11 protein-coding genes are annotated in these 14,526 nt (G+C 54.8%); 3 read left to right on the top strand and 8 right to left on the bottom strand.

Annotated elements, in window-relative coordinates:
* Nucleotides 1-5: 5 nt before the first annotated feature.
* From AC2FF7_RS02415 to AC2FF7_RS02405, 3 genes are all read left to right on the top strand, one after another.
* Complete coding sequence (locus AC2FF7_RS02415) at nt 6-992, top strand: glycosyltransferase family 2 protein (RefSeq protein WP_480869492.1); 987 nt, start codon at nt 6-8, stop codon at nt 990-992.
* 13 nt (nt 993-1,005) lie between these two features.
* Nucleotides 1,006-1,917, top strand: a complete 912-nt coding sequence (locus AC2FF7_RS02410; protein WP_108862101.1) for a glycosyltransferase family 4 protein — start codon at nt 1,006-1,008, stop codon at nt 1,915-1,917.
* Nucleotides 1,918-2,409: 492 nt separating this feature from the next.
* Entirely contained in the window at nt 2,410-2,829 is a 420-nt protein-coding gene (locus AC2FF7_RS02405; protein WP_170482268.1) for a DUF3010 family protein, read from the top strand.
* A 324-nt stretch (nt 2,830-3,153) separates the two neighbouring features.
* Here AC2FF7_RS02405 and AC2FF7_RS02400 read toward each other — a convergent pair whose 3' ends face one another.
* From AC2FF7_RS02400 to AC2FF7_RS02365, 8 genes are all read right to left on the bottom strand, one after another.
* Nucleotides 3,154-3,453 (bottom strand): hypothetical protein, encoded by a 300-nt coding sequence (locus tag AC2FF7_RS02400; protein ID WP_171727350.1) that lies wholly within the window; start codon nt 3,451-3,453, stop codon nt 3,154-3,156.
* Between the two features lie 2 nt (nt 3,454-3,455).
* On the bottom strand, nt 3,456-3,833 hold the full coding sequence (locus AC2FF7_RS02395; RefSeq protein ID WP_496748816.1) for a hypothetical protein: 378 nt from the start codon (nt 3,831-3,833) through the stop codon (nt 3,456-3,458).
* 300 nt (nt 3,834-4,133) lie between these two features.
* Nucleotides 4,134-5,282, bottom strand: a complete 1,149-nt coding sequence (locus AC2FF7_RS02390) for an AAA family ATPase (protein WP_496905137.1) — start codon at nt 5,280-5,282, stop codon at nt 4,134-4,136.
* The gene (locus tag AC2FF7_RS02385) at nt 5,279-6,238 is read right to left on the bottom strand and encodes a DNA-primase RepB domain-containing protein (RefSeq protein WP_496748818.1); all 960 of its coding nucleotides are present in this window, start codon (nt 6,236-6,238) and stop codon (nt 5,279-5,281) included. Before AC2FF7_RS02385 ends, AC2FF7_RS02390 begins: the two co-directional genes overlap by 4 nt.
* Before the next feature lie 56 nt (nt 6,239-6,294).
* Nucleotides 6,295-6,552, bottom strand: coding sequence for a helix-turn-helix transcriptional regulator (locus AC2FF7_RS02380; protein ID WP_496748819.1), 258 nt, complete (start codon nt 6,550-6,552; stop codon nt 6,295-6,297).
* Between the two features lie 123 nt (nt 6,553-6,675).
* Nucleotides 6,676-7,302, bottom strand: a complete 627-nt coding sequence (locus AC2FF7_RS02375) for a hypothetical protein (protein WP_496748820.1) — start codon at nt 7,300-7,302, stop codon at nt 6,676-6,678.
* Nucleotides 7,227-8,405: a tyrosine-type recombinase/integrase gene (locus tag AC2FF7_RS02370; protein ID WP_496748821.1), complete on the bottom strand. Its 1,179-nt coding sequence runs from the start codon at nt 8,403-8,405 to the stop codon at nt 7,227-7,229. The genes AC2FF7_RS02375 and AC2FF7_RS02370 overlap by 76 nt, the downstream gene beginning before the upstream one ends.
* A 489-nt stretch (nt 8,406-8,894) precedes the next feature.
* The gene (locus AC2FF7_RS02365) at nt 8,895-14,039 is read right to left on the bottom strand and encodes a RecQ family ATP-dependent DNA helicase (RefSeq protein WP_496748832.1); all 5,145 of its coding nucleotides are present in this window, start codon (nt 14,037-14,039) and stop codon (nt 8,895-8,897) included.
* Nucleotides 14,040-14,526: the final 487 nt, after the last annotated feature.

Here is a 14,526-nt window from a genome sequence, read left to right as displayed (position 1 = left end):
TCACCATGCCCACAGCATCCATCGTCGTACCCGCTTACAATGCCGAAGCAACCTTGGCCGAAACGCTCGCCTCACTGCAGGCGCAGACCTATGACGATTTCGAAATCATCATCGTCGACGATGGATCGCAGGACGCGACCTCCGAGATTGCTCGCGCGCACCAAGGCGACACACGCGTACGACTTGTCCGGCAAGCCAATCGTGGGCTGGCGGGGGCAAGAAATACTGGCATCGCTGCCGCGCGGGGTAAATTAGTCGGCTTTTGCGACGCCGACGATCTGTGGATGCCCGAGAAGCTGGCGGCTCATGTTCACCATCTCAAGGCCGAACCGGACGTGGGGGTTAGTTACTCCGGCAGTGCCTTGATCGACGAAGCGGGGTGCATGATGGGGATCAAACAAGCACCCCGCCTGAAGAATGTGACCGCAGCACATGTTCTGAACCGCAACCCGATCGGCAACGGATCGGCGGCCGTTATTCGAAAGACAGTGCTGGAGGCTTTGGCCTACCGCCCGAGCTTTGAAACCGAGCGGGATTGGGTCTTCGATGAGACCTTCCGGCAGTCCGAAGATATCGAATGCTGGATGCGGCTGATGTTGAAGACCGATTGGCAGATCGAAGGTGTTCCGGGGCTGCTGACCCACTACCGGATCAATGCAGGCGGGCTTTCGGCGGCTTTAGATCGCCAGTTAGAGGCGTGGGAGAGGATGGTCGCGAAGCTGCGCCCGCTGAACCCTGAATTCTTTGCCCGGCACGAACCCTCGTCCCGTGCTTATCAGCTGCGCTATCTGGCGCGGCGGGCTATCACCAACCTCGATCGGGACAAAGCTTGGGAGTTGTTTGCACGCAGCGTCCAGGAAAGCCTCCGCCCGGTGTTTGAGGAACCTGTGAAAACGTTCAGCACTTTCGCCGCAGCCCTTGTGTTGAAAACGTTCGGACCCGGCCCGATCACCCGGCTGGGACAAATGAAATCCAAACTGCAATCGATCTGAGAGAGGCGTCATCATGGAACAGAAAAAGATACTCCACCTGGTGGACGACACGACAGCGGGCGGCGTGATGCGGATGCTCGACCATCTTTTGGCGCAATCAGATCTGTCCGAAACGGTCGATCAAAAGGTGTTGAAGGTCAAACGGACTGCATTTTCTTGGGGCAAACTGAATGCGGATGTCATCGTGTCCCACGTCGTACCAAGCTGGAGAAGCTTACCCGCGTTCTCGGCGCTTCGCGCAATGCATCTGGACACTCGACTGGTCCATGTCGAACACAGTTACACCCGGGCATTCACCACTCTGAATGTCCCACACAAACGTCGGTTCTTTGCAATGCTGAGGGTGATCTATTCCTTCTTCGATCAGGTGGTCGCGGTCAGCCATTCGCAGTCGGGCTGGATGAAGGAAAGACGCCTGGCCGCCTCGGAAAAGCTGACCGTCATTCCTCCGACCGTTGATCTTGAGCAGTTGTCGCGCAACACGATGCCTCCCAAGTCAAAGACCACAATTGGTGCCATCGGGCGGCTCGAGCAGCAGAAAGGCTTCGACATCCTGATCCAAGGCTTTCGGTTAACCCGAACGCCGGGCGCGCGTTTGTTGATCTTTGGCGAAGGCAGTCAGCGTTTATACCTTGAGACACTGGCAGAGGGTGACCCGCGCATAGAATTTCGAGGCCACGCCGAGGACCCTGCAGAGGCCTATCAAGCCGTCGATATTGTTGCGATTCCGTCGCGTTGGGAGGCTTACGGACTTGTGCTGGACGAAGCGCTTGCCGCGAAGCGCAATGTGATCGCCAGTAAAGTTGATGGGTTACGTGACCGTGAAGGAGATACGAGAGTTTCATTCTGCAACCTTGACCCTTATGATTGGCGACTTGCGATCAATAATTTTCTGCTTTCCAACACTATTGAGAAAAGCAGCTGAATCAAAATTTGACACTGGATCTTTTGCGTTATTGCCGAGCCATTCGCTGCAAAATCAACTGTGATTTCAAAGAAATTGCCTGAGGCCAGCTTTGCGTTTTGTGCGCGAGCCTACTTAGCGCAGTACATCTTGGTGCCCTCTGTGGACTGCGAGCGGTTATTGCCTTGTGCCAAGTGGACGGCAGCTATGTCCCGCGGAGCAGAAGTTCGATGTGAGCCGAGTGAATGTCCGCTTTGTCAAGCTAAGCAAGATCAAAACTCAAAATTTAGAAATCCCCGCCGACGCCTACGGACAACCTCACAGAGAGACTTGGCTGGACTTTTTGGGCACTTAGGCGCGGCATGACCGCCTTCAACCGTCTTGCCTATGCCAGCATTGCGGATCTGAATGACTAAGCTTGTTGACTGCGATAAGGCGCAAACAGCGGTATAGGTGGCATATATTCTGGACCGAAAGATGTTAGTGAGGAACTGTCACACAAAGGAACGACATATGAGAGTTTGCGGTTGCGAGATATCGGCACAGGAAGTTCGGCTTGCCGTTGTCGACCTGGATGACGAGGGCAAGGTAGAGATGCTCCGACCGAAGACCACAAGGATTGAACTCGAGGATGACACATCCGAGGCAGATCTGCGTTCATTCATGGCCAAGCTTGATGAGTTTGCTCGCGAAAACGAGGTTGGAACATTTGCGATCAAAACGCGCGCAAAGAAAGGCCGTATGGCAGGCGGTGCGGTCTCTTTCAAAATCGAGACTCTGATCCAACTCACAGAAGGATGTCACACTAGGTTCGTCAATCCGGTGGCTTTGTCCAATTTCGCCAAGAAGGAAGTGAAAGAGTATCCCGAGAAGCTGCCGGTCTATTTAAAGAACGCCTTTCTTTCTGGTGCTTATACATTGGCAAAGGGCTGATGTCAGATCTGGGATAGGCGTTCGGGGGTATTGTGGTTTGTTATGCTACCAACCGAAATCCAGAGACTGTCACCCATGTGTCACCCAGGCTTATTGGCGCGCACCCGCACGCTGTCTTTAAGTTATTGATCTTGAATAGAGATCAAAGATGAAACACCGATCGACACGCGCATACGGAGTTTGCGTGTCATTGGAAACACAATGCTTCGAACGTTGGCCACTGGCGTTCTTGATTGGCGCTACCAGGATGCCCCCAGGACCGCCGGAGCCCTGTTTCGCGGGGGTAACGTCGTCAAATTGCCTAGAAGCGCCCCAGCGGCGATCTCAGCGTGTCTGGCGGCGTTTGTGGGGGTACACGAACGCTTGCCAGCATCCATCAACGCGAAGAAAGCAACCGTCTAGCACTGCTTGGTCTCCGAACCAATTGACCACCTGGATCTCTTCTAACTCGCGGTCGAGCTCCTCAAACCGTTCGATACAAGCGGACATGTCCGGACTACGGTCACCGAAAGTGGACAACACACCAACGCCAGTATCTGGGCATATCCTAATGTCGCGCACAAAGCAGTCGAGTTCTGCGTCGTAGGTCTGCATCAGTTCAACTTCTCGGATATGTGGTTTCATGGTCAGTGCCTCCGCCCGACAACAGTTTCTAGTTTCGCGCGCAGGTCAGCGCGTTCCTGATCCGATAGCTTTGTGAAGTCGTACGCCTGCTGTTCTGTCTTCTGTTCGATCTCCACCGTCTGGCCTTCTTTCCACCCTGCGCGTGTTTTCAACCAAAAGATCGTCGCTGGCGTTGACCCCTGTTCGATCAGCCTAAACAGCCGACGCACGACCTTGGCGTTGGCAAGTTCGAGACCGGTTTCCAGTTCATCTACATAGTGCCTTTGCAAGGTCTTCATGCCGATGCCCAATGCCTTCGCGATAATTGTCTTAGGTGTGCCGCCCGCAACCAACACTTCGACAATGTGCCGTTGATCGTCCGTCGGTTCGTGCATTGGCATGGCCATAATCCACGTGTCCCTGGTTTGTATCGCATGGGATTTCGAGGGGATGATAAGCGATCGTCAGTGCGCTCTAAACCGTTATTAACAATGACATTCGTCGAATGCCATCATTCGTATTGCACCCATGAAAACGATCAAAACGTACAAGTATGTGTCGCCACGTATCGTGGCGCACACATATACGTAGTATATGCATGTGTTTCGCACGCACGAAAAGCGCAGCGATTTCAATATGATAATCGGTTGCGCGACGCAGTTACGCGTTAGTTTCGCGCCGCGCAAATTTCATCATTAGTTTCAGCGTGTTAGGCGTTTCTTGCGTTGTTTGCGACTATGCGCCTTCGTCGCTTGATACTCGGCGGCTTGTTCCGGCGTCGCCAGCGCTCTTGTGCGGGTGTGCGCGTCGACAGTGAATTCCACCAGCAACTGACGTTCCAGTGCAGTGTTCAAGAGTGACTTCAAAAATTCTGCGCTCATCTCCATACGCTCTAACAACGCAGTGACAACATACCGTCGGTTTGCTTGGTGATGCGGTGACCAAAATTCGCCAATGTTGAAGCCTTTGGAAACAGCGGCAACAAACCGAAGCAGATCTTCTTCACGGCGATCACGATACGCGTCTGGTGTCTCTTGCAGGAACACGCCATCGCGCCAAACTAGTCCAATCGATTGTTTTCGAGCGGCGAAATTGGATTTCTCTACCGTGAGCTGCCGGTAGCTTGGATCAGCAGTCTGATCATCAGGTTCGCGAAGATGCAGGCGACTGCGGACAGCGTTGCTCCACGCAGTTGACCCGCTCGTTCCCGTAGCTTTACCAGTCTTGCTCGGATGCGCTAGAAACAGGACTGCAGCCCCTGTCTCCATCGCCAATTTTGTTCCGAACCGCCGAACAAAATCGCTGACCTGTCCCCGATCGCTTTCATTACCCCAGAAAAGTTCGGCAACTGGGTCGAGAATAATGAGGTCTGGCTTGAACATAGTTATTTCTAGGAGCAGCCGAGTCCAAAATGGTGAATCTTCTGCATCAGCGTGGTAGTCCACGAGGTGGTTGTCCTCTCCCGCAAGCGACGCTATGCGCAGCCTTCCCCGAAGATCCCGAAGCGTTATGCCTCCGCTCTTGCAGATGTCTGATAGAGTATGGCGTGTATCCAGTTCTTCATTTTCTGCGAGAAGGGCGAATGCACGCCCCTCTCTTACGTCGTGCCCGATGAACTGGCGGCCAGTTGCGCAGGCTGTAGCGAGCTGAAGCGCTAGCAACGTTTTGCCTGTGCCGCCATCCCCATAGAGAGCGGTGACTTTTCCCTTTGGTATCCAACCTTCCCAGAGCCAATCACGCTCCGGCAGCGGCAAGCAGTCCCAGTCTGCGGGGTCGACTGAATATCCATTGGACAAAACTGCTTTAGCAATGACCCCTTGAACCTGAGCATTTTTGGCGAGGCGCTTCACAGGTTGACCTCCCCGTTAGCAAGTTTCTCATAAAAACGGGCCAATTCACCTTCTAGCGCACCAAGGTTGGTTCCATGTTTCGATCGAAAGTATGGGTCGAGCCACATAACTGTGATGATCTCAGCCTCGCTTAATCCGGATTTGTGTAACGATCGAATTCTCTTCCATATCATGCTGCTTCTGTCGCCGACTGCATGTACGTGCATGCCCTTTGGATTTTGCAGTCCTTTTAGGATTGCTTGACCGACCCCTGACAATGAGCGCTTATGTCGTAGCAAGGCACTGATGGCGTCTTTGCGTGCGCGCTTATCATCCGAAAGTGATACATTATTAGAAACTTTGACCTTCGCCTTGCGCGCTTGCTTTGGTTGGACTTTGACGCGTGGGGCACGTTGTGCCGTGAAATCCGATTTCAGCAGAAGCACTTTGGGGCGATCATAAGCATCCTTCAGATTGAAAGTGCCAGGCACTCTCAAAACTTGTGGAAAATCCCAACCACTTTGATCGGCGCCGAATTCATAAGCAAGTTTCTTACTTATAGCCTCTGCAACTTTTGGTCTTTTTGCTGTTCGCCACTTCCAAAGCGCTTGATATCGGCCAGATGAGGTACTCCACAAAAAGTTTGGTTTCGGTCTGAACTTCGATGGATCTGCGAGATCAATATCCGCCCAACCAAATTGTGTTGGCAATCCGTACACAGTCTTCCGTTCGGGCTTCGAGAACGGATTCGGTGCAAAATATATATCAAAGCGATCACGCGGGAAGTTTGCGAAGACTTGAATAATCGCGTCATCCATCGCGTTTACTGGAATGGGGTGATCTTTCCACCCTCTGGGCCCTTTGGTGGAAAGAAAGACAAACCCTTCGCTATGATGTTGCCAAACTCCTTGCAAAAACTTGGTAGGTTCATCCCACCAGTCTTTAGCCAATTGATTATCGTTCACGTCCTTGGACATGTTGTTCTCCTTTTAATTTTTTTGGATTTGGGGCCTGCTGTGGCTTGCGGATGGATCTAGTCGATCGGTCTTTCGTCAGCGCGACGGTTTATCCAGGCGATGACCTCGTCGTATTTCCATGCGACGCGAGCGGCGCTGAGGCGTATCCGATTGGGGAAGAGACCATCGGCCTCAAGTCTACGAAGGTGCTCTTTGCTATAGGTAATTCCCATGTCTCGTAGATCGTCGTAGTTCACTACGATTTTGCCGATCTGGGGATCCAGCGGCGGCGGCAACCAGGCTCTAGACCTGGGATTTTCGAAATTGTCGCGCATTTTGTTCTCCTGTTATGAACGCCAATCAGGTGGCGCAGTTGAAGGAAAACAGTTTCAGCCGAACCTTTCCACGATCGCGAATGAAACAAAGAGGCCGAAACGGAACAGGAGTTTCAAACTTGCCTAGAGACACTTTTGAATAGGAGCGTCCAAGGGGTCGTGGACACCGGTGATGTCAAAATAGGTCTCGCGCAAAAACTGCACGGTATTCCCGCCTTGTCCATGTTTGGGAACATAGGTTCCTCGAGAGAGTTTGACCGTAGGGAAGTGCTGTCTAACGAGATCAATGATCTCACCGACGATTTCGTACTTCAGCTCTGAATAAAGCCCTTCCCGTTCGTTCTGGTAGTACTTGAGCCAGGAATGAAGTTCCTTAGCATATTCTAATAGGCGCTGGTTTTGCTCTATGAGCGCAGGTTCAATTGGAGGCAGACCAATTTCGTGCTCTGCCGTCCATGGAGAAAAATACGCGTGGTTGTCTTCTCTAAGTGCATTTAGCAGCTTGTCACCGGGATTGATCACATTCCGTTCCAGCCAACGAATTCTATGACTCGTCGTGGCATCGAATGGTGACCCTGGAAGGGGAAGTGGCGTTGTTCGAATTATTCGTTGCCAGCGCGAAGCATTCTCATTGAGTTCATCGCGGAAGGCAGCAAAGACTTCCGAAGACGCAGTTACGCGTAGCGTTTCGAGGAGTTCTTGAGTGCGACCGGCTGAGAAGACTTCGTTGCTTTGATCTCTGTCGCCCATTGCTCCAATGCCTCGCGTTTCTCATCTGCGTATGAGTAACGATTATAGACAGCTGCAACGCCGGAGATGATACCCGATTTATGATTCAGCACTTTTTCAATTATATGCGGCGGCACGCCGATCCGTGCCATGCCTGACGCAGCGGTGCGGCGTAGGTCATGCATCCACCAGTCGCTAGCGCCGATCTCTTGATCGAAACGGTCCTTGGCGCGGCCAAAGCCTGAAACAGGCGTCGTGCCGGTGGTGGTGAACACGAAATCGGACCTGGCAAAGCGCGGCATTACATTCAGGATGTCGATGACTGCTGGCGACAATGGAACATCATGCGCGATGCCGTTCTTCGCACGCTCGGCGGGTATCGTCCATGTCGCCGTCGCAAAATCGACCTGTGACCAGCGCATCTCGGAAACCTCGCCACGGCGTTGTCCGGTTAGGATCAATACCTGCGTCAACATACCGAAAGGATACCCTTCGTCTTCAGCGGCCGACCAAAGCGAACTCAGCTCTGCATCGGTTAGAATGCGATCACGAGCCTTCGGTTTAGTAGGAGGTTTGAGACCAGCGATCGGGTTGGCTTTGATCATCCCGCGATCCAGGCACCAGTTCAAAAGTTTCTTCAGAACGGCCAGTGCATGATTGGCTCTGCCCGGCGTCCCGTTCGCAACGATCTCATCCAGGATACGAACAACTTCACTGCGTTCGATATCTTCCAACGACTTGTCGAAGAGCCGGGCCCATTTCTGATTCAGCAGACGTTCCTGCTCCTTCCAGCCGCGATTGCGTGGCATTGCCCAAAGCTCAATAAATTGGGGGACGGCCTCACCGAGAGTGGTCAGTTTTTCAGCAGGAGCAACGCCGAGCTGTATGTCGCGTAGCAACTCTCTCGCACGGTCGCGCGCTTCTGAGAGCGCCAGCGCAGGGTAAGTTCCGATCTTGATCCGCTTGATGCGCCCGTTGACACGCGGTGAACAAAACCAGGTCTTGCCGCCAGAGGTCGACACACGAATGCCAAACCCCGGCAAGGTCTGATCGTAGACTTCCAAGCGTTTCGGGCCGGGTGCTTTAAGATTATCAACGTAGCGGGATGTAAGCTTCTTTTTCATACAAGATATATAATCTGACAGTCGGCTAATCTCATGGGTGACAGACAGAATTATCTCAAGAAAACAGATATTTGTCATCGCTGCAGATGTGGCGGAATGTGGCCGTATGTCGGGAACTGTCGAGGCGAGTAGAAGCCGCAAATTCCCGCTCAAGTATGTTTTCGCCGAATCTAAGACGCATAAGGCGCAATATGGAAAATCTGGAATAAGCGGAAAGCGATAAGCGCTCGGAATTTCCGCCTAAAATCCAAAATACTGGAACATCTCGATACGCCTATGGAACTTCTCACAAAGGAATCCGACTAAGCTTTTGGGCCTCCAAACGTTGTCGTGTAGGTGGCGGGCATTGCGCCGAAGCGGTCATCTAGCGGCATTGCGGTCAACGGCTGGTGCGCGGACATAGCTGCGATAAGACAGTTTGTTAGGACGTGTGATAACGGCCCTGAGCAGTTCTTTATTTCAAATGCAGCGAACGACGGCTTGACCGCCTTACTTGCCATTCTGATGCTTTCCGAATGCCCTTTCAGCCCCTTTGACCTGTTCGAATACCAGTTCAGGCACCACGACTTCCCAATTGGCGCGTTTCATCAGGTGATGAAAACTCTCATCGGCATCTTCCTTACGCCAGTGTATGATGGCCGCAATCTCGCCGGTGACAAATTTCGTGCCAATCGGGGGCGAGAAGGCTTTAGCCATCCGCCCGAGGGCCCGCCCTTGAAGATCCTCGATCTGCCAGCGATCTCCGACACTGGAGAGCCTGACTGGCGCGCCGACCTGTGCTTCGGCGATCGCGTTATGAACAACGTGCCGAACTCCTTGGCGTCCTGCGAATGACAGGTCGACCATCTTCATTTCGGGCGATTGAAAGAACCGGCGTGGGCCAGGGACTGTCCCCAAGTCAGGCACCACTTGCCGCGTGACGACGGAAGGCGACACGCTGGGAAGGTATTCGTGATTGTCGTTGCTCATGACGATCAAATTACGCCGCGCGCGTGTCATAGCAACATAGAACAATCGCCTCGGCGCGTCCTGATCTTCGTTTCGTGAAGGCCGTTCCCAACCTCCATCCAAAATCACGACATCATCGAATTCGAGGCCCTTCGCGCGGTGCGCCGTCAACAATTTGAGGCCGCGCTGCTCGCCCCATGAATCCTTCGACCATTCAGCGAACCATTCGATCACGTCAGTGCTCGGGAGCGCTTTGCCATCAACTTCACGCGCAAGTTGGCCAAGTCCCTCGCCGATCCGGTCAGTCCAACGGCTTGTGGGTATCGCATTCAGGGTTTCCGTAAGATCGCCTAAGCTGACCAAGGCTGTATGCCTCTCGCGTAGGCCGTCGATGAACGTCCGCATCTCACGTGTACGCCAAACACTTGGCAAGTTTTCGTTCGCCATTTCGACGGGAATTCCATGTGCCTCGGCAAAGTCGCGAACCGGCAGAAGCTTACGCCAATCACGAGAAATGATTGCCGCCCCCTTCCAGCTCCAATCCGGTATCAGTTTTGACAGGCGGATCATCTCGTTGACTGCCGCAAGGGCCTGAGCGTCATTTCCGGCCGGACAGCCAAGGATTTGGACCCGCCCCTGCGCAACAGGATCGAGACGTTCCATGATACCCCCAGCCGGGTCCTTTTGCCGTGATTGGTCGACGGTAATCCCATGCCCTGTTTTCATACGTTCCCGAGATCCTTCGATCACGGCGTTCGCTGCGCTGATGATGTTTTTCGACGAGCGGTAATTGTCGGTCAGAAAGACCGGCTTGGCTGAATAATCCTGTTCGAATTGCCGGATGTGGCGCACCGATGCACCGGCAAACGCATAAATATTCTGGTCGTCATCGCCGACCGCAAACAGGCTGATCCGTTGATCGGGGTCGTCGATACTGCGACCGGCCACCGCTGCGATCAAGGCGTATTCCTCGGGCCCAACGTCCTGATATTCGTCCACGAGAATCCATCGAAACCCCTGGATCAATGTCTCTCGCAAGGCTTCGGCCTCGATTTTGTCCAGCCCGTCGCCGCGCAAGAGACGTGCCGCATCGATCAGAAGCGTCTCGAAATCAGGTTCCTCGGCCGCCACCCGTCCGGCGAAACTCGCGCCAACCAACCTCATGGCTAAGGCATGGATGGTCAAGACCGTCACGAAGCGAGCATCTTCGCCGATCAGTAGACGCAAGCGTTCCCGGATCTCGGCCGCCGCGTGACGATTATAGGCGAGCACCAGTATACCGTTTGGATCCTCGCGCTTGATCCTGACCAGATAGGCGACGCGATGGACCAATACGCGTGTCTTGCCCGATCCCGGCCCCGCGAGGACAAGCACATTGGTCTGTTCGCGGTCGTCACGCACGATCTGCTCTTGTGTAGAATTCCCCAGATTGTCGACGATCTCGGCATAGGACTGAGGCGTTGCCTGCCGTCTGAATTCCGAAATTTTCCCCGGCATCCAAGCTTTCATGAAATCGGACTGATCCATTGCGAAATAGTCATGCGCGAGCCGCTGGGCCTGATCGATATCGTCGATGCCTTTGCTCGCATATGCCGCCATCACGTGGGTCTGGACGGTCTGTTCAGTGTAGTGGTCTTCGAGCGGCGCGAAATGTTGGGTGGTAAAAGTGCCGCCTTTCCGATTGATGTGCAACGTCATGGCGGAGCGGAACACGGACAATCCCTTGCCCAGAGTCACCACCTGCTGTTCGTGCAGCCACAGAAGCGCCCGGTCCATCAGCTTTGCTGGATCATTGACAGATGCCCGCAACAGCGCATCGCTGTTGATCGCTGCAAGAAGGTCGCCAAGCGTGGTCTCGACAGGAACATCTTTCCCACGTAGGCCAGCCTGAACCTTGTTGATCAAGTAAGAAACCAAACGCTCTGCGGCCTGCCGGCGAAGCTGAGCGGTCTGTTCGATTACCCCCCATGATCTTTGCATTCGCACCATGACACTGCCTTTGGACACCTTGCGCAGGCCGATATTGCCTTTGCCGCCATCCATGTCGCGGCCATCCTGCGCAATCCCGCGGAGCAGCCCCTCGACAATATCGGGCCGCACGGAGGCGTGTCCCTGCTCCCGCAGGGCCTGCGCCACTGAGGCCAGATGGCATGGCAAAGCCTCATTGATGTCCGCGTCTGGTGCTTGCTCTCTAAGGGTCGCAATAAGGTCAGCTTCCAACTGGGATGCCCCTTGGAACCGTTTCGGCGAGGCGTTCTCGACACGCACATGCACGAAGATGGTGATGTTTGTATCGTCCTTTGCGATCCCCAGGGCCTCGAGGTCCGCCAAGGCTTTGCGCAGGCCCGACATCGTAAGCCCACTGGCGCCGCAGAGCTCGTCCGTGGTGATGCCTTCTTCCTGCGGCGCGTTGATGATATGCTGCACGATGGCGGCCAGATCCTCGCGCCGCCGTTCGGTGATCTCGGCGGATGCAAGGATTTTGCGGACCTCCTGCATGCTCCTTATACGGAGCGAGGCGGGGAATACCTGCACCCGGTTTTCTTCGCGGTTCAGAAGGTGTGCTTCTTCCAGCCAGGCCACGGCCGTCTTTACCCGCGTATCGTCGGTATTGCTGTCCCGCTGGAAATCTCGCTCTTTCTCCTCATGAACGATCTCACCGGGTGTAGCGACAATTTCACCACCTTTTCCAGTCCGAGCATCAAGGCGCCGAAGCGCCTTCAAGATTGCGCCGATTTCGTGCCGCGCGAGTCGAGAACGCGCGCTGAGGCTGAACTGACGATCGACGTCTTCAGTATTGAACAAGAGGACGCAGTTTGCAGGTTCGCGGTCCCGCCCGGCGCGACCCGCCTCTTGCAGGTAGTTTTCCAGCGACCCGGGCACGTCCCCGTGAACCACCAGACGAATGTCCGGTTTGTCGACCCCCATCCCAAAGGCGTTGGTGGCCGCGATCACGCGCAGATTGCCGACGCGGAAGTCCTCTTGGATCTCACGCTTGTCATCGGCGCTAAGGCCCGCATGATACCGTTCAGCGGCGATGCCCTGTTGTTTTAAGAATTCCGCTACGCGCTCGGTAGCGTTTCGGGTCGCACAATAGACAACCGCCCCCGACACACCCTCGCGCGGAAGCTGGGCCTCGATCGTGTCGAGGATATCGGTCATCTTGGTTGTCCGCTGCGTTGGTAGCACCTGGAAGCTCAGGTTCGACCGCGATGCGCCACCGTCGATTAACGCCAGCTCGGACCCCAACCGCTCTTTGAAATGACTGCGGATGTCCTGCACGACGTCCGGCTTTGCTGTTGCGGTCAAGCAAAGCACCGGAGCCGGTTCGTCGCCTGAGCTTTCCTTAATAAACCGTGAAACGTAGCGATAGTCGGGTCGGAAATCGTGCCCCCATTTAGACACGCAGTGCGCCTCGTCCAGCACCCACAGCCCCACCTCGCGCTGTGCCAGAACGGCCCGAACTGTTGTGCTGCGCAGTTGTTCAGGCGAAATCAAAAGGATCGCAGCATCCCCAAGCCGCACCTTGTCGAGCGCATCCTGACGCTCGGGCAAAGACAATAGCCCGTTAATCGTAACCGCTGAGGAAATTCCGGCCCGTACTAAGCCCTGAACCTGGTCTGCCATCAGCGCTACAAGCGGCGATATAACGACGGTCAAGGCCCCGGTCTTGTCGTACCGAGACAGCGCGGGGATCTGATAGCAGATGGATTTACCCGTGCCCGTCGGCAGGATGCCCAACAGGTTGTCGCCTTCCATAGCCGTCGCCACGATCTTTTCTTGAAGCGGGCGTCCGTCCTCGTCGACTGGCTCCGGGCGGAAACTTGGAAAGCCGAACCAGCGTTCGAGTGCACGGCTGGGATCGTTGTGCTCTGCGCAATAGGCACAGTGCGGATCACGACAATTCGTATCTCTCAGGTCTTTGACGAGCCGTGCTGCGTCACGGAACTGCGCCCGCACCCAAGGCGGCATTACAGAATCCCCACCAGCGACCGAAATCCAGGCAAGGGCATATGCCATCGGCCAACCGAGCCCAGTGTCCGAGAGCCGCTCGAGCAGAGCGTCCACCTGCGCGCTGCAGGCTACGTCTTTTAGCAGCGTTCGAATGGCCTCGCGCGCTTCAGCTTCCGTCGGGATGGACGCCCCGCGCACGTCGCTGAACAAACGATCAAAACCGTCGCTACCGGGACCTCGGCAGCACAGCCAGTGATAAGCCATCATCGTCTCTGGCGACAACGTGTTGAGCGAGACGAAGGCGTCGATCTGGTTGCGAAGAACCTCGAACACAAGACGCGCGTCGAGCTCGGGATCGTTGACGTGACCACTTTGAAGCCGCCCATCGCGGTAGTGCTTGACCAAATGATGGTAGGGATTGCGCGGGAACGCCAAGGGGTTGAGCCACAGCGTGTCAATCGGTCCGTCCACGAGCTTTGCGAAGCGCGGCGAGACCGCCATGAGATGCGGCAGGTCATGGCGCAGAATGTTGTGCCCAATGATATGTGCGAAACCGGCGCAAAACAGGTCGAGCTTTTCGAGCGCGGCTTTCAGGTCGCCTTTTCGATGAACAATCCCCTCTCCATCGCCTTCCGGCACGGCTGCAAAGGCGAATACCTGGGCTTCCTTGGGGTCGACTTCCAGATCAATCGATAGGCAGCGCGACAAGATTTTGGATTGCTCCCGCGGTATTTGAGTACTCTGAATTTCTGGCGGAATAGCCCCTGGCTTTTCAAGCGGCTTTGGTCCGCCACGGCCAAGGGCCCTTGATATGCCACGGGAAATTAAGTTTTTCATATTGGCAGGTTAATAATTATTCCCAAGGAGCGGAACCTTCGGCGACCATTTGACAAAATATGTTGTCCCGGTGCCATGCCAGGTTTGCGAGGTGCGGCCAGTTTCTTTTTCTTCGGGTTCGCAGATCTTCCTATCCGGAACCAACTGCCGGTCGAGAACATCAATCGGGAACTTTTTGCGAGACCGAAGCTGGCAGGTTCCAGACAGGCTTGTTGGTCAAAGTTCCCACCCAAACGACTAATGCTGCGCTCATCACATAAGTCGCCTTTGGCTCGAAGTAGACATTCGCCGCAGGTCCCTCGAACGACCACTATGCGGACAAAGCGGCCGTTAGTTGCACCGCTGCACAGGACCTTGGAAAGAGTACTTTAAAGTTGAATAG

The sequence above is a fragment of the Ruegeria sp. YTSC325 genome (genome assembly GCF_059609525.1).
The sequence above is the reverse complement of the archived record's forward strand: the minus strand, read 5'-3'. Positions and strand labels throughout refer to the sequence as shown.